Source organism: Streptacidiphilus sp. PB12-B1b, from assembly GCF_014084125.1.
Lineage (GTDB): Bacteria > Actinomycetota > Actinomycetes > Streptomycetales > Streptomycetaceae > Streptacidiphilus.
Genome location: NZ_CP048405.1, coordinates 1,627,340 through 1,648,445, shown reverse-complemented (window position 1 = coordinate 1,648,445; position 21,106 = coordinate 1,627,340). Strand labels below are relative to the sequence as shown.

Annotated in this window: 18 protein-coding genes and 1 pseudogene; 4 read left to right on the top strand and 15 right to left on the bottom strand. The window is 74.9% G+C overall.

Translation table 11 applies throughout. The features are described from left to right. The first annotated feature begins 302 nt into the window (after positions 1-302). Positions 303-572: a protealysin inhibitor emfourin gene (locus GXW83_RS07500; RefSeq protein ID WP_182442107.1), complete on the top strand. Its 270-nt coding sequence runs from the start codon at positions 303-305 to the stop codon at positions 570-572. A gap of 40 nt (positions 573-612) precedes the next feature. Here the strand turns inward: GXW83_RS07500 and GXW83_RS07495 are convergent, their stop codons facing one another. Then, complete coding sequence (locus GXW83_RS07495; RefSeq protein ID WP_182442105.1) at positions 613-3,108, bottom strand: beta-glucosidase; 2,496 nt, start codon at positions 3,106-3,108, stop codon at positions 613-615. Positions 3,109-3,110: 2 nt separating this feature from the next. Then, entirely contained in the window at positions 3,111-3,809 is a 699-nt protein-coding gene (locus GXW83_RS07490; RefSeq protein ID WP_182442103.1) for an alpha/beta fold hydrolase, read from the bottom strand. 134 nt (positions 3,810-3,943) lie between these two features. Between GXW83_RS07490 and GXW83_RS07485 the strand changes: the two genes are divergently transcribed. Then, entirely contained in the window at positions 3,944-4,954 is a 1,011-nt protein-coding gene (locus tag GXW83_RS07485; RefSeq protein ID WP_225446827.1) for a LacI family DNA-binding transcriptional regulator, read from the top strand. A gap of 37 nt (positions 4,955-4,991) precedes the next feature. On the opposite strand, the gene era is transcribed toward GXW83_RS07485, so the two are convergent. The 4 genes from era to GXW83_RS07465 form a co-directional block, all read right to left on the bottom strand. After that, complete coding sequence (gene era / locus GXW83_RS07480; RefSeq protein ID WP_182442099.1) at positions 4,992-5,987, bottom strand: GTPase Era; 996 nt, start codon at positions 5,985-5,987, stop codon at positions 4,992-4,994. 60 nt (positions 5,988-6,047) lie between these two features. After that, positions 6,048-6,206, bottom strand: coding sequence for a hypothetical protein (locus GXW83_RS07475; protein WP_182442097.1), 159 nt, complete (start codon positions 6,204-6,206; stop codon positions 6,048-6,050). 32 nt (positions 6,207-6,238) lie between these two features. Then, on the bottom strand, positions 6,239-6,613 hold the full coding sequence (locus GXW83_RS07470) for a cytidine deaminase (protein ID WP_182442095.1): 375 nt from the start codon (positions 6,611-6,613) through the stop codon (positions 6,239-6,241). 85 nt (positions 6,614-6,698) lie between these two features. Beyond that, positions 6,699-7,916 (bottom strand): M20 family metallopeptidase, encoded by a 1,218-nt coding sequence (locus GXW83_RS07465; protein WP_225446826.1) that lies wholly within the window; start codon positions 7,914-7,916, stop codon positions 6,699-6,701. Positions 7,917-8,133: 217 nt separating this feature from the next. On the opposite strand from GXW83_RS07465, the gene GXW83_RS33855 reads away from it, so the two are divergent. Together GXW83_RS33855 and GXW83_RS07460 are read left to right on the top strand one after the other, a co-directional pair. After that, complete coding sequence (locus GXW83_RS33855; RefSeq protein ID WP_225446825.1) at positions 8,134-8,259, top strand: AsnC family transcriptional regulator; 126 nt, start codon at positions 8,134-8,136, stop codon at positions 8,257-8,259. Further along, entirely contained in the window at positions 8,220-9,149 is a 930-nt protein-coding gene (locus tag GXW83_RS07460) for an Lrp/AsnC family transcriptional regulator (protein ID WP_225446824.1), read from the top strand. The genes GXW83_RS33855 and GXW83_RS07460 overlap by 40 nt, the downstream gene beginning before the upstream one ends. A gap of 34 nt (positions 9,150-9,183) precedes the next feature. Here GXW83_RS07460 and GXW83_RS07455 read toward each other — a convergent pair whose 3' ends face one another. The 9 genes and pseudogenes from GXW83_RS07455 to GXW83_RS07415 form a co-directional block, all read right to left on the bottom strand. Then, entirely contained in the window at positions 9,184-10,428 is a 1,245-nt protein-coding gene (locus GXW83_RS07455; RefSeq protein WP_182442094.1) for a M20 family metallopeptidase, read from the bottom strand. A 308-nt stretch (positions 10,429-10,736) separates the two neighbouring features. Then, a pseudogene (locus GXW83_RS07450) lies at positions 10,737-12,023 on the bottom strand (hemolysin family protein); the annotation flags it as partial. 37 nt (positions 12,024-12,060) lie between these two features. Continuing rightward, a complete protein-coding gene (gene ybeY, locus GXW83_RS07445; protein ID WP_182442092.1) occupies positions 12,061-12,549 on the bottom strand; it encodes an rRNA maturation RNase YbeY in 489 nt (162 codons plus the stop codon). 14 nt (positions 12,550-12,563) lie between these two features. Beyond that, complete coding sequence (locus GXW83_RS07440; RefSeq protein WP_182442090.1) at positions 12,564-13,724, bottom strand: PhoH family protein; 1,161 nt, start codon at positions 13,722-13,724, stop codon at positions 12,564-12,566. A 214-nt stretch (positions 13,725-13,938) separates the two neighbouring features. Further along, positions 13,939-14,859 (bottom strand): ribonuclease Z, encoded by a 921-nt coding sequence (locus tag GXW83_RS07435; RefSeq protein WP_182442088.1) that lies wholly within the window; start codon positions 14,857-14,859, stop codon positions 13,939-13,941. 4 nt (positions 14,860-14,863) lie between these two features. Next, positions 14,864-15,238, bottom strand: a complete 375-nt coding sequence (locus tag GXW83_RS07430) for a histidine triad nucleotide-binding protein (protein WP_182442086.1) — start codon at positions 15,236-15,238, stop codon at positions 14,864-14,866. 120 nt (positions 15,239-15,358) lie between these two features. After that, positions 15,359-16,438 (bottom strand): tetratricopeptide repeat protein, encoded by a 1,080-nt coding sequence (locus GXW83_RS07425; protein ID WP_182442083.1) that lies wholly within the window; start codon positions 16,436-16,438, stop codon positions 15,359-15,361. Further along, positions 16,435-17,835: a 26S protease regulatory subunit gene (locus GXW83_RS07420; RefSeq protein WP_182442081.1), complete on the bottom strand. Its 1,401-nt coding sequence runs from the start codon at positions 17,833-17,835 to the stop codon at positions 16,435-16,437. Before GXW83_RS07420 ends, GXW83_RS07425 begins: the two co-directional genes overlap by 4 nt. Positions 17,836-17,912: 77 nt before the next feature. Further along, on the bottom strand, positions 17,913-21,071 hold the full coding sequence (locus tag GXW83_RS07415) for a S41 family peptidase (RefSeq protein ID WP_182442079.1): 3,159 nt from the start codon (positions 21,069-21,071) through the stop codon (positions 17,913-17,915). Positions 21,072-21,106: the final 35 nt, after the last annotated feature.

Here is a 21,106-nt window from a genome sequence, read left to right as displayed (position 1 = left end):
AGATGCGCACAGCACGAGTCCCCCGCGGCGAGGGAGTCGGCCTTGTGTGAACTACAGGCCCTCGCCGCGGCAGCTAAGAAGAAGCAGCCCCGCGCGCATGATGCATTCACAGTAGCCCAGCCCGCCGGGCCGCCACAGCCGAACCCGCGGATGTTCCGCCTGTTGAGACGAGGGTGACATGTGACGTCTGCAACTTTCGCGCACAATGACGGAAATGCCGGAAGAAATTTAACGCCTCGCCGGGCCGGGCGCAGGGGTTAATGACTTTCGCTGCGGACACCCAACGGAGCACACTGGACACTATGCGTATCCAGGTCACCCGCGACGGCGGGGCCGCCGGGGGCGAGCACCGAGCGGCGCTCGACACCGAAGGGCGTCCCGACGCCCCGCACATACACGCCCTGGCCCGGGAGGTGCTGAGCTCCGGCACCCGCACCGTCACCTTCGGCGTGCCCGGCGGCTTCCACTACGCCATCACCGTCGACGGCCGCGGCACCGTCCACTGCACCGAGCCCCAACTCACCGACGGCCAGCGGGATCTGATCGCCCTGGTGCTGACCCAGGGCCGCTGAGCCGATCCGCTGCATCCAGGGCCCGCGCCCGGCCGCCGGGTCAGTCCTGCGGGGGCAGCGTGAGCGCGGCGGCCAGCCGGAGGTCGGCGGCGCTGCGGGCCGCCTCCACCGTGTAGCCGCCCGGGCGCAGCTCCCAGCCCTGTTCGCCCCAGGTCTGGAAGGCGCGCAGCGGCAGCTCCACCCGGGCTTCGGCGGTCTCGCCGGGGCCGGCCTCCACCACGGCGAACCCGGCCAGCCGCCGGTCCGGGCGGGACCGGTCCGAGCCGTCCGGCGCCAGGTAGACCTGCACCGTCTCGCGCCCGGCGCGCGCGCCGGTGTTGCGCACCCGCACCACCGCCTCGGCGCGGGCCGCGTACGGGCCCGCCGCGGCGTCCGCCTCGCACAGCCGGACGTCCAGCCCCTCGTACTCCCAGGCGGTGTAGCCGAGGCCGTGGCCGAACCAGTAGGCGGGGGCCGCTCCGGCCCGCCGCTGCCAGGCCGGGTAGCCGGTGAACAGGCCCTCGTCGTAGGCGAGTCGGCCGTCGACCGGCTGCACCTCCCAGACCGGGCAGTCGCCCTCCTCGGCGGGCCAGGTGGTGGGCAGCCGCCCGCCGGGCTCGCGCACGCCGGTCAGCACCTCGCCCAGCGCCGCGCCCGCCTCCTGGCCGGGGAACCAGGTGAGCAGCACCGCCGAGACGTCCTCGCGCCAGGGCATCAGCACCGGCGCGCCCGCGTTGACGACCACGACCGTACGCGGGTTGACCGCGGCCACCCGGCGCACCAGCTCGTCCTGTCGCCCGGGCAGGGCGAGCCCGGCGCGGTCCACGCCCTCGCTCTCCACCTCCTCGGTGGTGCCCACCACGACCACCGCGACGTCGGTGGCGGCCGCCAGCGCCACCGCCTCGTCCAGGAGCCGGTCGGCGGTGGCGGCCGGTTCGGCGTGGCCGAGTGCGAAGGAGACCAGGCCGAAACCGGCGAAGCCGGAGTCCGGCGGCAGGTCGTGCCGCAGGGTCAGCCGGACCGGCTCGGTGCTGAGCAGCTCCAGCTCGAAGACGGCCTCCGGCGGGTTGAGGAAGGCCCCGGCCGGATCGGTGCCCTCGTACCGCACCTCGCCGTCGAACAGCGGTCGGCCGCCGGCCTCCAGCCGGAAGCGGCCCTGGCCGCGCACGGCCAGCCGGTGCAGGCCGGTGGTGCGCGGCCGCAGCTCCGTCCGGACGCGGACCGCGCACAGCTCGTCGAAGCCGATCCGGCCGGGCAGCTGCCCCAGCCAGCGGACGCCGCCGTCGGGCAGCTCGGCGGTGCCGAGCAGGGTGTCGCCCGCGCCCAGCAGCTCGGCGGTGGCCGGCTCGGCGATCGGCGCCAGGCGGACGGCCGGGTCGGCGCCGACGGCGTAGCCGAGCGCGGTGCTGGCCGGCAGCGCCGAGCGCAGCCCCTCCAGCAGGCCGACCACCCGGGTCGGGAAGACCTGCGCGGAGCCGCCGCCGCCGATCCTGGCCTGGTTGGCGGAGGCGCCGATCAGCGCGACCGAGCCGGGGCCCGGGTCCAGCGGCAGCACGCCGTCGTTGCGGAGCAGGGTGAACGAGCGGGCGGCCACCTCCCGGGCCAGGGCCTCGCCGTCGAGCGGCTCCGGGGCGGCGGTGACAGCGGCGGGCGCGCCCTCCAGCAGGCCGACCCGGGCGGCCAGCAGCAGCACCCGGCGGGCCAGGGCGTCCACCGCCTGTTCCGGCACCCGGCCGTCGCGGACGGCGGCGACCAGGTGTTCGCCGTACACGGTGGCCGGGCCGGGCATGGCGATGTCGAGGCCGCCGAGGGCGTCCCGGACGGTGTCGCGGGCCCCGGTCCAGTCCGAGACCAGCACCCCGTCGAAGCCCCACTCCTCGCGCAGGACGCCGTTGTTGAGCCGGTCGTTCTCGCACATGCCGACGCCGTTGACCTGGTTGTAGGCGGCCATCAGGCCCCACGGGCGGGCCTTGCGGACGATGGCCTCGAACGGCGCCAGGTACAGCTCGCGCAGGGTCCGCTCGTCGACCCGGACGTCGACGGTGTAGCGCTCGGTCTCGGAGTCGTTGGCGACCCAGTGCTTGGGGGTGGTCGCCACCCCGCCTTCCTGCACGCCCCGAACCAGGGCGGCGCCGACCTCGCCGGTCAGCAGCGGGTCCTCCGAGTACGCCTCGAAGTGGCGTCCGCCGCGGGGGCTGCGGTGCAGGTTGACGGTGGGCGCGAGGACGACGTGCGCGCCCTTGCGGCGGGCCTCCTGGGCCAGCAGGGCGCCGGTGCGGCGGGCCAGGTCGAGGTCCCAGGTGGCGGCGAGCGCGGTCGGGGAGGGGACGGCGATGGAGGGGTCGTCCGGGCTCCAGCTCTCGCCGCGCACCCCGGCCGGGCCGTCGGACATCACCAGCCGGCCCAGGCCGATGTCCGGATTGGCGGGCAGCGACCACATGTCGGCCCCGGCGAGCAGGGCGGCCTTGGCGGCCAGGTCGAGTTTGGCGAGGGCGTCCTCGACGGCTCGTTCGCGCTGGATGTCGTCGGTGCTGCGGTTCCGGTCGGTGCTGCCCATGGTCAGATCCAGCCTTCCAGTGCGGTCATGAAGCCGTCGAAGTCGTCCCGGTGGATGGTGTGCCCGGCGCCGGGGACGGTACGCACCTCGAATCCGCGTTCGCGCAGCAGTGCGGCGTCCTGATCGGTGATCAGGAAGCTCGGATCGGCCACCTGGACCAGCGAGGGCACCGCCGGCTTCTCCGGCAGCGCGACCCGGCCGACCAGCGCGGACAGCGCGGCGGCGGAGGCGCGGTCCCACGCCGCGAAGGTCTCCAGCTCGGTCCGGACGTCGACCTCCTCCCAGCGCGGGTTCATCCCGGCGACCGAGGCGTAGGTGGCGCGGTCCGCATACTGGACGAACAGCTCCGGGTCGAAGCCCGCCTCGGACCGGGCGAAGCGCCAGGCCGGGTCGACGTAGACGGCCCGCTGCGGGCCCAGCCGGTCGACGGCGAGGGAGAGGGCGAGACCGCCCAGCGAGTGGCCGACGGCCAGTTCGACGCCCTGCGGCACGGTCTCGACGACATCGGCGGCGAACAGCTCCGGCGTGTACGCGCCGCGCCCGGAGCCGCCGTGGCCGCGCAGGTCCACCGCGACCACCCGGTAGCCGAGGGCGGCCAGGGCCGGACCCAACCGCCGCCAGGTGCGGGAGTCCGACATGATGCCGTGGATCAGGACGGCGATCCGGCCGCCGCTCCCCCACTCGCGGGTGTGGAGCTTCATCTGCTCTGCCTTTCGTCGGGTACCGGCTTCATGGTGGCACGGATGACGGTGACTCGTGTAACCACATGACTCGTGTCACCCTCCGCCTCGCGTGCGCCCGCGCCCGCCCCGGGTCTGGAAGGATGCGCGGTGGAATGACACAGCAACCGACAGCCCCGCGCACGCCGCCCACCAGCGCCGACGTGGCCCGACGCGCCGGGGTCTCCCGCGCCACGGTCTCCTACGTGCTGAACGACAGCGCCGGCGGGCGGATCAGCGAGCAGACCCGGCAGCGCGTCCGCGCCGCGGCCGAGGAGCTGGGCTACATCCCGCACGCAGCGGCCCGCTCGCTGCGGGCCGGGCACACCGGCATCGTCCTGCTCACCATCCCCGAGGTGGTCTTCGGGCCGCTGTTCAGCACCTACCTCGGCGAGCTGCGGAGCGGGCTGCGCGCCCTCGGCTACACCACGGTGATCTACGGCGACTCCGACGGCGGCGACCACGCGGGCCGCTGGGCCGAGCTGCGCCCCACCGCGGTGCTGAGCACCGTCGGCTCCGGGCTCACCGCCCGCGGGGTGGAGCTGCTGCGCCGCTCGGGCACCCGGGCCGTGCTCGCCATCGGCGACCAACCCGTGCCCGGGGCGCACGCGCTGACGCTGGATCAGCACCGGGTCGGCGCGGTCGCGGGCGAACACCTGCTCGCCCGGGGCCACCGCGCGATCGGCGCGATCGTCCCCGCCGACCGCAGCCTGGACTTCTTCAGCCGGCCCCGGCTGGAGGGCGTGCTCGCCGCCTACGCCGGGCAGGGCGGCCGGGTGGAGCCGCTGGAGCTGGACTACACCGAGGAGTCGGCCGCCCGACTCGCCTCGCGCTGGCGGGAGTCGGGCCTCACCGGACTGTTCGGCTACAACGACGAGTACGCGCTGCTGCTGCTCAGCGCCTTCCAGGAGGCCGGGCTGCGGGTGCCCGAGGACGTCGCCCTGGTCGGCGCGGACGACGTGCTGCCCGCCCGGCTGGCCCGGCCCCGGCTGACCACCGTCCGGCTGGAGCTGCCGGACGGCGCCGAACTGGCCGCCCTGATCGACCGGTTGATCCGCAACCCGGACACCCCGGCCGAGACCCACGCGCTCGGGGCCTCGCAGATCGTCGTCCGCGAATCCGGCTGAAAAGGCGACGGAGAACGGATCAGAAGTTGACGGAGCGTCAGAAGCCGAGCTTGCGCAGCTGCTTGGGGTCGCGCTGCCAGTCCTTGGCGACCTTGACGTGCAGGTCGAGGTAGACCGGGGTGCCCAGCAGCGCCTCGATCTGCTTGCGGGCGACCGTGCCCACGTGCTTCAGCCGCGAGCCCTTGGAGCCGATCACGATGGCCTTCTGGCTCTGCCGCTCGATGTAGACGTTGGCGTGGATGTCCAGCAGCGGCTTGCCCTCCGGGCGGCCCTCGCGCGGCAGCATCTCCTCGACCACCACGGCCAGCGAGTGCGGCAGTTCGTCGCGGACGCCCTCCAGCGCGGCCTCGCGGATCAGCTCCGCCACCATGATCTGCTCGGGCTCGTCGGTCAGGTCGCCCTCCGGGTAGAGCTGCGGGCCCTGCGGCAGCAGCGGCACCAGCAGGTCCGCCAGCAGCTCCACCTGCTGGTCGGCGACGGCCGACACCGGGACGATCTCGGTCCACTCGAACCCGAGCTCCGCGCCCAGTTGGGAGACGGCGATCAGCTGCTCGGCGAGCTGCTTGGAGTCCACCAGGTCGGTCTTGGTGACGATGGCGACCTTGGGGGTGCGCTTGATCCCGGCGAGCTCCTTGGCGATGAACTTGTCGCCCGGGCCGAGCTTCTGGTCCGCGGGGAGGCAGAAGCCGATCACGTCCACCTCCGCCCAGGTGCTGCGGACCACGTCGTTCAGCCGCTCGCCGAGCAGGGTGCGCGGCTTGTGCAGCCCGGGGGTGTCCACCAGGATCAGCTGCGCGTCGGGGCGGTGCACGATGCCGCGGACGGTGTGCCGGGTGGTCTGCGGGCGGTCGGAGGTGATCGCCACCTTGGTGCCGACCAGGGCGTTGGTCAGGGTGGACTTGCCCGCGTTGGGCCGCCCGACGAAGCAGGCGAAGCCCGACCGGTGCGGCTGGGCCCCCTGCGGGGTGGCGGCGGCGCCGACAGCGGCGGACTCGGCGGACTGCTGGGTGGGGCGAGAGCTCATGGGGACCATTCTCCCCCATCGGCGGAGCGGCGCGGCGACAGCGGCCCTGCGGCCGCCCCCGGCGCCCGGCTACTTGCCGCGTCTGAAGAGCGAGGCGAGGCCGCTGATCAGGGTGAAGAGGGCGACGATGACGGAGGCCGCCAGCCAGCCGGGGTTGCGGTCCTCCTGCCAGCGGCCCATGCCCATGAGCACGAACAGGACACCCGCGACGAAACCCACGCCCCCCACGGCGCCTCCCCTCCCCCGGCCCTGTGAACGTCTCAGCCGGCCTCGACGGTGCTCCGCAGCACCCCGTCCGGTCCGGCCAGCAGCACCGGGGTGCCCGCGCCGCCGAGGTCGCGGACGGCCGCGAGGTCCTCGGCCGCGACCTCGGCGGCCTCGCCGACCACGGCCGCCGCCTCCAGGCCCCGGGCGCCGCTGGCCACGGCCATGGCCACGGCCGTACGCAGGGCGCTGAGCCGCAGCGACTCCAGCGCGACCGTCCCGGCGACGTAGGTCCGCCCGGTCTCGTCGCGCACGGCCGCGCCCTCGGCGACGCCGTTGCGGGCCCGGGCGGACCGCGCCAGCGTGATGATCTTCCGGTCTTCGGGGTGGGGCACAGTCTCGGGGGTCACGCCCGCCGCCAGCTCGCTCATACGTCCGAGGATACGGCCAGCCGGGGCGGGCGGTCAGCCGACCGGCGAGGTCAGCTGCGCCGGTGAGGTCGGCTGCGCGGCGCGGTCAGCTGCGGTCGGCGGCCAGTTCCAGGCGGCGCAGGGCCAGCCCGGCGAGCAGGGCTGCGCCGTCCGGCAGGACCGCGTCGTCGAAGGCGGCCTGCGGCGAGTGGTTGTCCGGCGCGGTGGCCGGGTCCAGACCGGGCGGGCAGGCGCCGAGGAAGAAGTAGGCGGAGGGCACGCGCTCCGCGACGAAGGAGAAGTCCTCCGCCCCCGCCTCCGGCTGCTCCTTGGTCACCAGCCGCTCCGGGCCCAGCAGTTCACCGGCGACCCGGGCGGCGAGACCGGCCTCGGCGGCGTCGTTGACGGTCACCGGGTAGAGCTCGGTGTACACCGCGTCCGCCTCCAGGCCGTGGGCGGCGGCGATGCCGCGCACCACCCGCAGCGACTCCTGCCGCACCCGCTCGCGCGCCTGCGGCGAGAAGGAGCGGACGGTGGCCTCGAAGAAGGCGTCGTCCGGGATGACGTTGTTGATCGTGCCGGTGTGGAAGGTGCCGACGGTGACCACCACCGGGTCGAAGGCGTCGAAGCGGCGGGTGACCATGGTCTGCAGTGCCAGCACGGCCTCGCAGGCCGCCGGGACCGGGTCCAGCGAGGCGTGCGGGGCCGAGCCGTGGCCGCCGCGCCCGCGCAGGGTGACGCTGAGGGTGTCGGCGGCGGCCATGATCGCCCCCGGACGGCCGACCACCGCGCCGTGGGCGTAGGTCGCGGCGGCGACGTGCAGGGCGTAGGCGGCGACCGGCTCCTCCCCCGCCGCCCGCAGCAGGCCCTCGTCCAGCATGGTCCTGGCCCCGGCGTAGCCCTCCTCGCCGGGCTGGAACATGAACACGACGCTGCCGGGCAGCGATTCCCGCCGCTCGGCCAGCAGCCGGGCCGCCCCGACCAGACCGGCCACATGCAGGTCATGCCCGCAGGCGTGCATCACCCCGGGGAAGCGCGAGGCGTACGGCAGCCCGGTGGCCTCCTGCACCGGCAGCGCGTCCATGTCGCCCCGCAGCAGCACGACCGGGCCGGGCAGCGCGCCGCGCAGCACCGCCGTCACCGAGCTGAGCTTCTCTCCCAGGGTGATCTCCAGCGGCAGCCCCTCCAGCGCCGCCAGGACCTTCGCCTGGGTCAACGGCAGCTCCAGCCCGATCTCCGGCTCCCGGTGCACCGAGCGGCGCAGCGCCACCAGCTCGGGCCCGATCAGGGCGGCGGACTCACGCAGGTCAGGTAGCGAGGTCAACGGCGTTCTCCGGCTTCGTTGCGGGGACGGCGGGACGACTGCTAGCTGTACCAGCTCCGGACCGTCCGGTCACCACCGCCTCCGCCGACGCCTCCGCTGCCCACCGCCCTTCGCGGCCGGGGAGCGGGGCGTCGCGGCGGCCGGGAGAATGGCTAACCTGGGCGGCCATGAACGCGCACCGCAGGGGACGGCAACCGTCCACAGGCACGGATCGGCCATGATCGACGAGTTGGACCTGGCGCTGGTGGACGCGCTGCGGGTGGAGCCGCGGGCGTCCTGGTCGCGGCTGGCCGGGCCGCTGGGGTGGATCCGGCGACGCTGTCGCGCCGCTGGGCCCGGCTGACGGCGGCCGGGGACGCCTGGGTGACCTGCTATCCGTCGACGGACCGGCTGGGGTACGGGGTGACCGCGCTGGTCGAGGTGGAGTGCCTGGCGGGCGAGGTGGCGGCGGTCGCCGGGCGGCTGGCCCGCGATCCGCAGACGGCGTCCATCGAGGTGGTCACCGGCGGCGCGGACCTGCTGCTGACGGTGGGCGCGACCGAGCCGTCCCTGCTGACCCGCTATGTGCTGGACCGGATCGGCACCGTGCCGGGGGTGCTGCGGACGCGTACCTCGCTGGTGGAGCGGACGGTACGGGAGGGCAGCCGCTGGCGGGACGGCGCGCTGGACGCGGAGCAGCGCGAGGCCATCGCCGGACCGGCTCCGGCGGTGCTGCCGGGGCGCGCCCCGGGGCACCAGGGCGTGGTCGACCGGGCGCTGATGGTGGCGCTGGGCGAGGACGGGCGGATGCCGTACGCGGAGCTGTCGGAGCGGACCGGCCTGCCGCCGAGCACGGTCCGGCGGCGGCTGGCGGAGCTGCGGGAGTCCGGGCGGCTGGTGCTGCGCTGCGACGCCTCGCCGCAGCTGACCGGGCACCCGGTGAGCACCATGCTGTGGCTGGAGCTGCCGGCCGACCGGCTGGAGGCGGCGGCGCGGTGGTTCGCCGGGCTGCCGCAGACCCGGATGTGCGCGGTGACGGTGGGCGCGGCCAACCTCAGCAGCTACCTGATGGTGCGTCACCTGCCGGAGCTGCGGCGGCTGGAGCTGGAGCTGAGCCGCCGCTTTCCGCAGACCCGGGTGCGCGAGCGGCAGTTGACCCTGCGCACGGTGAAACTGGTGGGCCGCCTGCTCGACTCCGAGGGCCGCGCCCACGGCTACGTCCCCCTGGACCCCTGGGCCCCCTGGACCGCCTAGGACCGCCTAGGGCCGCCTAGGGCCGCCGCCCGGGTCAGTCGGCGCGGTGCAGGCGGCCCAGGGCCAGGGCGGCGAGGAGGGCGGCGGCGTCGGGGAGGACGGCGTCGTCGTAGGCGGCCTCCGGCGAGTGGTTGTACGGGGAGGTGAAGGGGTCGCGGTCGGCCGGGCAGGCGCCCAGCATCAGGTAGGCGGAGGGGACCAGCGCGCCGATCACGGCGAAGTCCTCGGCCCCGGCGACGGCGTGCGGCATCTCGACGTAGCGGTCCGCGCCGAGCAGCGCGACGGCGGTACCGGCGGCGAAGGCGGCCTCCCGGTGGTCGTTGACGGTGACCGGGTAGCCCTCGCGGACGGCGGCGTCCACGGCCAGCCCGTGCGCCGCGCCGACGCCGCGCACCACCCGCAGCACCTCCTCCAGCACCCGGCTCCTGGCCTCGGGCGAGAACGAGCGGATGGTCGCGGAGAACTCGGCGTCGTCGGGGATGACGTTCTCGACCGTCCCGGCGGCGAAGCGGCCCACGGTGACCACCACCGGGTCGAAGGCGTCGAAGCGGCGGGTGACCATGGTCTGCAGCGCCAGCACGGCCTCGCAGGCGGCCGGGACCGGGTCCAGCGCCAGGTGCGGGCTGGAGCCGTGGCCGCCGTGCCCGCCCATGGTGACGTGCAGGGTGTCGGCGGCGGCCATGACCGGGCCCGGCCGGGTGGCGACCCAGCCGCCGGGCAGCTGGGCGGCGGCGACGTGCAGGGCGTAGGCGGCGACGGGGGCGGCGCCGGCGGCGTCCAGGACGCCCTCGTCGACCATCCGCTGCGCTCCGCCGTCGCCCTCCTCCCCGGGCTGGAACATGAACACGACGCTGCCGGGCAGCGACTCCCGGCGCTCGGCCAGCAGCCGGGCCGCCCCGACCAGACCGGCCACGTGCAGGTCATGCCCGCAGGCGTGCATCACCCCGGGGAAGCGCGAGGCGTACGGCAGGCCGCCGGCCTCCTGCACCGGCAGCGCGTCCATGTCGGCCCGCAGCAGCACCACCGGGCCGGGCAGCGCGCCGCGCAGCACCGCCGTCACCGAGCTGAGCTGCTGCCCCGAGGTGATCTCCAGCGGCAGCCCCTCCAAGGCCGCCAGGACCTTCGCCTGGGTCAACGGCAGCTCCAGCCCGATCTCCGGCTCCCGGTGCACCGAGCGGCGCAGCGCCACCAGCTCGGGCCCGATCAGCGCGGCGGACTCACGCAGGGCAGCGGTGTCGGGGCCGTCCGGCCCGTCGGTCACATCGGTCACGTCGGTCATGTGGCGTCTCCTCAGCGGGGGCTTTGCGCACACATCCTCACCCCGGCCCGGGCCTGCGGCACGGAGCTGCACGGATTCGTCCGCAGGCGGCGCCGCGCCGCACGGATGCGCCGCCGGCCCGCGCCCCGCGCAGCAGCGGGACACGGGCCGACAGGCGGCATCGAACGGCGGCGGGGAGGCGGGCCGCGCTCAGGCGTCCTCGGGTGCTCGGCCGCGTGCTCGGCGACGCGCTCGCCGTGGCGGTCGGCGGCGCGGTCGTCCTCGGCCGGCCCCTCGCGGCGGCCGCCGCGCCCGCGCTGTCCCCGGGGGACGGGCTCGGCGAGCAGCGTGCCGATGCGGTTGCGGCGTCCGGCGGTGCTCTCGGCGGTGAGCCGGATCGCGGTGATCGGCACGTCCTCCTCCTCGGGCACCGGCACCTCCGCGCCGGAGCCGGGGATCGGCACCCGGCCCAGGGCCTTGGCCAGCAGGCCGCCGACGGTGTCGACGTCCTCGTCGTCCAGCTCGATGCCGAACAGCTCGCCCAGCTCCTCCACCGGGAGCCGGGCGGTGATCCGGAAGGCGCCGTCGGCCAGGATCTCCACCGGCGGGGCCTCCCGGTCGTACTCGTCGGTGATCTCGCCGACGATCTCCTCCAGAATGTCCTCGATGGTGACCAGCCCGGCCGTGCCGCCGTACTCGTCGATGACCACGGCGACGTGGATGCGGTCGCGCTGCATCTCCCGCAGCAGGTCGGCCACGGGCTTGCTGTCCGGGACGTACGTGGCCTGCCGCATCACCGCGCCGACCGGCTCGGCCTCGGCCTCGCGGTTGACGTGCGTGACCCGCACCAGGTCCTTGAGGTAGACGATGCCGACGACGTCGTCCTCGTTCTCGCCGACGACCGGCATCCGGGAGAAGCCGCTGCGCAGCGCCAGCGTCAGCGCCTGGCGGACGGTCTTGCCGCGCTCGACCATGACCAGGTCGGTGCGCGGCACCATCACCTCGCGGACGATGGTGTCGCCGAGCTCGAAGACGGAGTGCACCATCCGGCGCTCCTCGTCCTCGATCAGCGAGTCCTGTTCGGCGAGGTCCACCAGCGCGCGCAGCTCCGCCTCCGAGGCGAACGGGCCCTCGCGGAAGCCCTTGCCGGGGGTGAGCGCGTTGCCGACCAGGATCAGCAGCCGCGGGATGGGCCCGAGGATGCGGTTCAGCGGCAGCAGCACCACGGACGAGGCAGTGGCCACGTTCATCGGGTGCTGGCGGCCGATGGTGCGCGGGGAGACGCCCACCGCGACGTACGACACCAGCACCATGGCGCCGATGGCGACCAGCACGGCCTGCCAGGTCTGGTGCAGCGAGCGGACGCAGACCACGGTCACCAGGACGGCCGCGGCCATCTCGCAGGTGACCCGGATCAGCGTCGCCAGGTTCAGGTAGCGGATGGGGTCGCGGGCCAGGGTGAGCAGCCGCTCGGCCCCCCGGCGGCCGTTGCGGACGGCCTCCTCGGCGCGGAAGCGGGACACCCGGGCGATGCCCGCCTCCGCACAGGCCGCCAGCCACGCGAAGACCACGAGGATGACGGCGACCACGAGGAAGCCGGTACTACTGCCACTCATCGCGTTCGACCCGTCCCGCCGATCGTCCCGGTCCCGTTCACCGGGTGGTGGGGGCGGGAGACGGACCGGTCTCGCCGCGTTCCTCGCGCCAGTCGTCCAGGATGCGCTTCTGCAGGCCGAACATGGCCTGCTCCTCGTCCGGGTCCTCGTGGTCGTAGCCGAGGACGTGCAGCACGCCGTGGACGGTGAGCAGTTGCAGCTCCGCGTCCATGGAGTGGCCGTTGGCGGCGCCCTGCCGGGCGGCGACCTCGGGGCACAGCACGATGTCGCCGAGCAGGCCCTGCGGCAGTTCCTCGTCCTCCTTGCCGGGGCGCAGCTCGTCCATGGGGAAGGACATCACGTCGGTGGGGCCGGGCAGGTCCATCCACTGGACGTGCAGCGCCTCCATCGCCTCCGCGTCGACGACGATCACGGACAGCTCGGAGAGCGGGTGGATGCGCATACGGTCCAGGGCGAAGCGGGCGACGTCGAGGATGGCCTTCTCGTCCACCTCCGTGCCGGACTCGTTGTTGATGTCGATCGACATGGGGTTGTGGGGTCTCAGCTTTCGGTGTGTCGGGATGGTCGGGGCTGGGCGGACTGGTGGCCGGGCTGCCGGGCCGGGCGCGCCCGGCCGTCGCGGGCGGCCTGGCCCTGCGACTGGCCCTGCGGCTGGCCCTGGCTGCGGGCGTCGTACTGGCCGTAGGCGTCGACGATCCGCCCGACCAGCTTGTGCCGGACGACGTCCTGGCTGCTCAGACGGCTGAAGTGGATGTCCTCCACGTCGTCCAGGATCTCCTGGACGATCTTCAGCCCGCTGGTGGTACCGCCCGGCAGGTCGATCTGCGTGACGTCGCCGGTGACCACGATCTTGGAGTTGAAACCGAGCCGGGTCAGGAACATCTTCATCTGCTCGGCGCTGGTGTTCTGCGCCTCGTCCAGGATGATGAACGCATCGTTCAACGTCCGGCCGCGCATGTAGGCCAGGGGGGCGACCTCGATGGTGCCGGCGGCCATCAGCCGGGGGATCGAGTCCGGGTCGATCATGTCGTGCAGCGCGTCGTAGAGCGGGCGCAGGTACGGGTCGATCTTCTCGTACAGGGTGCCGGGCAGGAAGCCCAGGCGCTCGCCGGCCTCGACCGCGGGGCGGGTCAGGATGATCCGGGTGACCTGCTTGGCCTGGAGCGCCTGCACGGCCTTGGCCATGGCCAGGTAGGTCTTGCCGGTGCCGGCCGGGCCGATGCCGAAGACGATGGTGTGCCGGTCGATGGCGTCCACGTAGTTCTGCTGGTTGAGCGTCTTCGGGCGGATCGAGCGGCCGCGGTTGGACAGGATGTTGGCGGTGAACACCGAGGAGGGGCTGGTCGAGCCCTCCGGGCTGGTCGGGTCCTCCTCCGCCTTGCGGAGCATGGCGATGGAGCGTTCCACGGCGTCCTCCGTCAGCGGCTGGCCGGTGCGCAGCACCAGCATCATCTCGTCGAACAGGCGCTGCACCAGGCGGATGCCGGACCGGTCGCCGGTCGCGGTGATCTCGTTCCCCCGGGCGTGCAGGTCGATGGCGGGGAAGGCCCGCTCGATCACCTTCAGGAGGGAGTCGCCGGTGCCGAGGACGGTCACCATCGGGTGGTTCGCCGGGATGACGATCTTCGCCTGGACGGGGGCCCCGCGGTCGTCGGGGGCGGCGCGGTCGGCGGTGCGCGGGTCGTGATCGGTGGCAGTCATAGGTCGGCCGCTGGGGCCTGCCTCATCCCATCTCGGTAGGGTCCGCCGGGCTCTCGGCTCGGTGTGTCAAGGGTACGACGGACGCGAAGGCCAGTGGCAACGATGGTCCGCCCTGCCCGGGGGCCGCGCCAGCGGTTTTCGCAGGCGTTCACCGGGGCGTACCGGGCCGGTCGGCGGGGGTCTGCCGACGCGGGAGCGGTCGGCGGCGGGGGCGTCACCGGCGGCGGGGCACCGGGACCCGCAGCAGGTCCTCGGCCAACACCAGGTCACCGTCGAAGTGGCGCCGGGCCTCGGCCCGGTGGCCCTCCAGGTCGGGGTAGCGCTGCGAGAAGTGGGCCAGCACCAGCGTCCGCACGCCCGCCTCGGCGGCGACCCGGGCCGCCTGGCCGGCGGTCAGGTGGCCGTGCGCCTGCGCCAGCTCGGCGTCCGCCTCCAGGAAGGTCGCCTCGATGACCAGCAGGTCCACCCCGGCGGCCAGCTCGGCGACGCCGTCGCAGAGCCGGGTGTCCATGACGAACGCGGCGCTCTGCCCGGGCCGCTCCTCGCTGACCTCGGCCAGCGCCACCGTGGAGCCGTCCGGGGCGGTGACCGTGCCGTGCCGCTGCAGCTCGCCGACGAGCGGCCCGCGGATGCCGCGCGCGGCCAGCCGCTCGGGCAGCAGCCGGCGGCCGTCCGGCTCGGTGAGCCGGTAACCGAAGGACTCCACCGGGTGCGACAGCCGGGCCGCCCGCAGCGAGTACGGCGCGCCCGGCGCCGCCAGTTCGCCGGGCCCGGTGATCGGCTCGGGCCGCAGCTCCACGGTCTCGTGGAAGACGCTGGCGTGCCGCAGCCGCTCGAAGAAGTGCTGCCCGGAGGCCGGGTAGTGGACGCTGAAGGGGTGCGGCGGCCGGTCCAGGTTGATCCGCTGGATCACCCCGGGCAGTCCCAGGCAGTGGTCGCCGTGGAAGTGCGTGACGCAGACGCGGCGGACGGCGGAGGCGCTCACCCCGGCGTACAGCAGCTGCCGCTGGGTGCCCTCGCCCGGGTCGAACAGCAGGCCCTCGCCGTCCCACAGCAGCAGGTAGCCGTTGTGGTTGCGGGTCCGGGTCGGCACCTGGCTGGCCGTCCCCAGCACCACCAGCTCGCGCTGCGACACGCCGCTAGACCAGCCTCTCGCGCAGCCCGTCCCCGCCGCCGAGGACGTGGACGTGGGCGTGGAACACGGTCTGCCCGGCCCCGGCGCCGGTGTTGAAGATCAGCCGGTAGCCGGCGCCGCCCGCGCTCTCGGCGACCTTCTCGCTCTCGGCGACCCGCCCGACCTCGGCCAGCAGCGCGCCCGCGAGCGCCGGATCGGCCTCGGCGAGCGAGGCGGCGTCCGGGTAGTGCGCCTTGGGGACGACCAGGACGTGCGTCGGCGCCTGCGGGCTGATGTCGCGGAAGGCCAGGGTCGCGTCGGTCTCGCGGACGACGGTCGCCGGGATCTCCCCCGCCACGATCCTGCAGAACAGGCACTCCGCCTGCGGCTCTCCCGACACGTCGTCATCTCCATCTGTCGCCTGGGAAGCTGTGCTGTGGTCGCATCGTACCGGCGGCGCCGGGGCGCGGCCGGACCGCCGGTGCGTCGCCCGGGCGGTCACCGGGCGGTCACCGGGCGGTCACCCGTGCAGGGCGGCCTTCTCCTGTCGGACGCTGCGCTGCGCCGCCCGCAGCGCCAGCACCTGGAACACCACCCCGGCGAACAGCAGCACGGTCGCCGCCCCGGACAGCGCCGGGACGGTGAGCAGCACCAGCGCGACCAGGGTCAGCACGGACACCCCGAACAGGGTGAGCCGGACCGAGTGGCTGGCCCCGGCCGTGCGCAGCAGCGGGCGGCGCAGCCGGGGCGGGACCTGCCGGGCGGCCCACAGCGTCCAGACCGCCCAGGCGGCGAGCACCGCCGCCAGGCACAGGCCGCGGGTGAGCCAGTCGAACCGGGGCTGCAGGCCGACGACGGCGTTGACGCCCAGGAAGCAGGCCAGCGAGATCCACCGGGCCGGGGCGATCAGCCCCACCGCGACCAGCCGCAGGTTGTGCTCGCCCGCGCCGGAGACCGCCTGGTCGGAGGCGGCGACGGCGGCGAAGCCCTGGACGGCGGCGTAGTGGTCGCCACGCCGCATCTGGATCACCGCGAGCTGGTTGCGGGCCCCGGTGTGCTCGGGCGAGAGCCGCAGCGCCTCCCGGTAGCACTGCTCGGCCTCGGCCAGCCGCTCGGAGCGCTCGCACACCAGGCCGACGATGAAGTGGGTCTCCGGCTCGTGCGGGGCCAGCTCCCGGGCCCGGGCCGCGGCCTGCATGGCCACCGGCGCGTGGAAGTAGCCGCTGGAGTTGGCCAGCAGCACCTTGGCCACCAGCATGTGGCCGTACCACTGGAGCGGCTCCAGCCGGACCGCCTCGCCGGCCGCGGCCCAGGCGTCCTCCCAGCGCTCCAGCTCGATCAGCGCCAGCGTGCGGAAGCGCCAGGCGACGGCCATGCCCGGCCGGACCTCCAGCGCCCGGCCGGTGGCCTCCAGCGAGCCGGGGAAGTCGCGCCGGGCGAAGCGGCAGCGGGCCATGGCGCACCAGGCGTCGGCGTTGCCGGGCTCCTCGGCGATGGCCTCCGCCAGCAGCGGCTCGGCCTGCTCGGGGCGGCCGAGGTCCATCAGCGCCCGGGCGCGCTGCAACCGCCCAGCACCCTCGGCCCGGGGCTCGCCGGTCACAGCCGGCGGCTCTTCTTGAGGTACGCCACCAGGTCGTCGTACATGCCGCCCTCGTTGGCGAACATGGCGACGTTGCGGGCGGCGGTGAACCAGGACTCGATGGACGGCTGGACCTGCTCGACCGCGTCCAGCAGGTCGCGCATGCCGATCATGCGGACCCGGCCGCTGGCGGCGGAGTCCAGCAGGGCGGCCTCGGCGGCGGTCTCGCACAGGTGGGCCAGGTCGGCGCCGGAGTAGCCCTCGGTCTTCTTGGCCAGCTTGGCCAGGTCCACGCCCTCGATCGGACGGTCCCTCAGGTGGTAGCGGAGCACGGCCTCGCGGGCGGGCTGGTCCGGCGGCAGCACCAGCAGCGTCCGGTCCAGGCGGCCGGGGCGGCGCAGGGCGTCGTCCACGTCCCAGGGGTGGTTGGTGGCGGCGAGCACGAACACCCCGTCGTTGTCGGCCTGGGCCCCGTCCAGCTCGGTGAGCAGCTGGTTGACCGTGCCGCGCATGGCGTTGTGGCGCAGGCTGCTGCGCTTGCCGCCGAGGGCGTCGATCTCGTCCAGGAACACCACGCAGGGGGCGTTCATCCGGGCCGCGGCGAAGACGTCGTGCAGATTGCGCTCGGACTGGCCGATGTATATGTCGAGGACGTCGCTGAGGCTGACGGTGATGAACTTGGCGCCCAGCTCCCCGGCGACCGCGCGGGCGATGAAGGTCTTGCCGCAGCCGGGCGGCCCGTACAGCAGCAGGCCGCCGCGGAGCGACTTGGCGTACAGCCGGCGCAGCTCCGGATTGCGCATGGGCGCCAGGAAGGCGGCCTCCAGGCGCTTCTTGACCTCGGTCATGCCGCCGACGTCGGCGAGGCCGATGTGGCTGGTCTCGATGTCCCAGGCGGGCTCGTCGCCCGGGTCGTCGTCGGCGCCGTCCGCGGCGGCGGGCTGGACGAAGCGCGGCTGGACGACGTCGCTGAGCTGCTGTTCGGCGGTGCGCCAGTCGAAGGCGGCGTCGGCGGCGTCGGCGGTCCCGGCAGGGTCGGCGGTCTCGGCGGCGGGGCCGGGCCCGGCGGCGGGTTCGGCCGGTCCGGGCGCGGGCTGTGCGGGCTCGTACGGCGCGGGCTCGTACGGCGCGGGCTCAGGCTGTGCGGGCTGGTACCCGGTCGGCGGCGTCCAGGCGGCCGGGTCGGCGGCGGGCGGGACCGGGGGCGCGGCGGGGACGCCCATGGCCCGCAGCATCAGCTCCCGCGCCTCGCCGCTCGCGGGCTCGTGCTGCAGGGCGACCGCGGTCTGCGCCACCGCCTCCTGCGCCGCGCCTGCGTCCAGCAGCAGTGCGGCCAGGTGCAGCCGCAGGGGTACGTCCGCCGGAGCCGCCTCGACAGCGGCCCGCAGACTGCGGATCAACGGGGAGTCATCAGCCATACGGTGACCCTACGGGGTGGTGATCCGCCGGTGCCACGGGGTCGGGATATGCGTCCGCCCCGACCCCGTGGCACAGGTCACAGCCCCGGGACGGCCGGGGGCGCGGCCGCCGGGTGCTCGGCCAGCTCCGCGAGGGCGATCCGGATCGCCTCGTCCAGCTGCGGATCGCGGCCGGCCGCCCAGTCCTGCGGCGCGCAGACCACCTCGACGTCCGGGTCCACGCCGTGGTTCTCCAGGCCCCAGCCGTAGCCCTCCATCCAGAACGCGAAGCGCGGCTGGGTCACGCCGGTGCCGTCCACCAGGGAGTACCGGCCGTCGATGCCGATCACCCCGCCCCAGGTGCGGACGCCGACCACCGGGCCCAGCCGGAGCGCCTGGAAGGCGGCGTTGACGATGTCGCCGTCCGAGCCGGAGAACTCGTCGGCGACCGCGACCAGCGGGCCGCGCGGGGCGTAGGCGGGGTACGAGTAGGCGGTCGGGAAGTCCCGCACCCGGTCCCAGCCGACGATGCGGCGGCTGAGCTTCTCGATGATCAGCTGCGAGGTGTGGCCGCCGCGGTTCTCCCGGGTGTCCACGATCAGGCCGTCCCTGGCCATCTCCTGCCGCAGGTCGCGGTGGAGCTGCGCCCAGCCGTTCCCCTGCATGTCCGGGACGTGCAGGTAGCCCAGCGCCCCGCCGGAGCGCTCGCGGACGTAGGCGCGGCGGCCGGCCACCCAGTCGTGGTAGCGCAGCGGCTCCTCGTCGGCGAGCGGCACGACCACCACCGCGCGTTCCGGCCCGCCGTCGGCCGGGGCGACGGTCAGCTCCACCGGCCGTCCGGCCGCGCCGACCAGCAGCGGGGCCGGTCCGGCGACCGGGTCGACCGGGCGGCCGTCGACGGCGGTGACGGCGTCGCCCGGGCGGAGGTTGGCCCCGGGCGCGGCCAGCGGCGAGCGGGCCCGCGGGTCGGAGGACTCGCCGGGCAGCACCCGGGCGATCCGCCAGCTGCCGCCCTCGCGGACCAGGTCCGCGCCGAGCAGCCCCAGCTGACGGCTGCCGGAGGCGCCGCCGCCGACCGGCTGGACGTAGGAGTGCGAGGTGCCGGTCTCGCCCTGGAGCTCCCAGAGCAGGTCGACCAGGTCGTTGTAGCTGCCGACGCGCTCCACCAGCGGCCGGTAGCGGGCCTGGACCGCCGCCCAGTCCAGGCCGCCCATGTCGGTCCGCCAGAAGTTGTCCCGCATCAGCCGCGCGGTCTCGTCGAACATCTGCCGCCACTCGGCGGCCGGGTCCACGGTGACCCGCACCCGGCCCAGGTCCACCCCGACCGAGTCGTCCGGGTTGTCCTTGGACGCCTTGCGGTCGGCCGGGACGATCCGCAGCTCGCCGCGGTCCACCACGGCCAGCCGGGTGCCGTCGCCGGAGACGGCGAACCGGCTGAGGGCGTCCACCAGGGTCTCGGCGCGGCGGGCGGCGAAGTCGAAGCGCTCCAGCGAGGGGCGCGCGGACTCGCTCTCCGGCGTCGCCCTCCCGGCCCGGCCGCCGAGCGGGCTGTCCAGCCACACCACGCCGCCCTTGACCGCGCGCAGCGACGAGTAGCGCCCGGCGGGCACCGGGAACGGCACCACCCGGTCGGCGAGGCCGTGCAGGTCGATCCGGGTGACGGCGGCCTGCCCGTCGTCGTCGCCGGTGTCCTCGGCGTCGGCCCGGCCCGGGGCGCGGCCGAGCGGCTGCGGGCCGAACGGCGAGAGGGTGTCGGCCGCCAGCGTCATCAGGTACGGGCGGCAGGCCAGCGGGAACGACAGGTCGAAGACGTGCTCGTCGTAGACCGGGTCGAAGTCCCGCAGCGACAGGAAGGCCAGGTGCCGGCCGTCCGTGGTGAACACCGGGGCGTGGTCGTTGAAGCGCGGCGGGGTCAGGTCGGTCACCGTGCCGTCGGCGAGGTCGGCCAGCCGCAGCTGGCGCGGGCTGTTCTCGACGGACACCGCCCGGGACCAGGCCAGCCACCGCGAATCCGGCGAGAAGGCCAGGCCGGAGGCGTGCACATGGCCGCTGCGGTCCAGTTCGCGGATCTCGCCGTCCTCGACCAGCAGCACCATGCCGTCGCGGTTGGCGAGCGCGATCCGGGTGCCGTCCGGGGAGGCGGCCAGCTCCTCGACCCGGCTGAACTGCCCCACCGCGACCCGGCGGCCGTCGGAGAACTCCAGCGCGTCCTCGCCGTCGGCGTCGGTGACCCAGACCGACGCGCCGTCAGGCAGCGCCTGCGGCAGCCGGTTGCGCACCCCGGGGGCGGCCGACAGCACCCGGGCCGGGCCGTCCCGGTGGGTGACCCGGTGGATGGTGCCGCGGACCTCGACCACGCTGGAGCGGCCGTCCTGGTCCGGGGCGACGGCGCCCAGGTGCCGGGCGGCGGTCACCGGGTACGGCTGGCGGTCGGTGCGCGGGCCGCCGAGGCGGATCTCGGCGCGGCGCGGCTCGGCCCCGTCCAGGTCGTCGACCAGCCACAGGTCGCCGCCGCTGTGGTAGACCACCCGCCCGCCGTCGGTGGCGGCGTTGCGGGCGTAGAACGCGTGCTCGCTGTGGCGGCGCAGCTGCGAGCCGTCCGGCAGGCTGGACCACAGCTGGGCCACCCCGCCCTCGTGGTCCGACAGGAACGCGATCCTGTCGCCGACCCACATCGGGGAGTCGATGTTGCCGTCCAGCTCCTGGTGCACCCGGGCGAAGTCGCCCTCGACGCCCAGCCACAGCCGCCCGGCCCGGCCGCCGCGGTAGCGCTTCCAGTGGGCCGGTTCGCGGTTGTTGCGGGTCACCAGCAGCACCCGGTCGCCGCCCGGCTCGGCCGCGGCCCCGCCGATCCTGCCGTACGGCAGCTCCCGGGCCGGGCCGCCGTCCAGCGGCACCGCGAAGGCCCACGGGTGGGCCCGGGACATCCGGCCGACGGAGCTGAGCGCCAGCACCTCGCCGTCCGGCGTCCAGCCCAGGACGGAGGTGTTGTCGCTGCCCCAGTAGGTCAGCCGCCGTGCGGGGCCGCCGTCGACCGGTGCTATGTGGACCTCGGGGGCGCCGTCGCGGGTGGAGGTCCAGGCGATCAGGGCGCCGTCCGGGGAGAAGCGCGGGGTGCTCGCCTGCGTCTGGTCGGCCGAGATCCGCCAGGCCCGGCCACCGGCCGCGGGGGCCAGCCAGACGTCGTCCTCGGCCACGAAGGCGAGCAGGTCACCATGGATGTGGGGGTGCAGGAAGTAGCCCTCGCCAGCAGTCATCCGATCACCCTAGCCGTCACCCCGGAGGGTGCGAC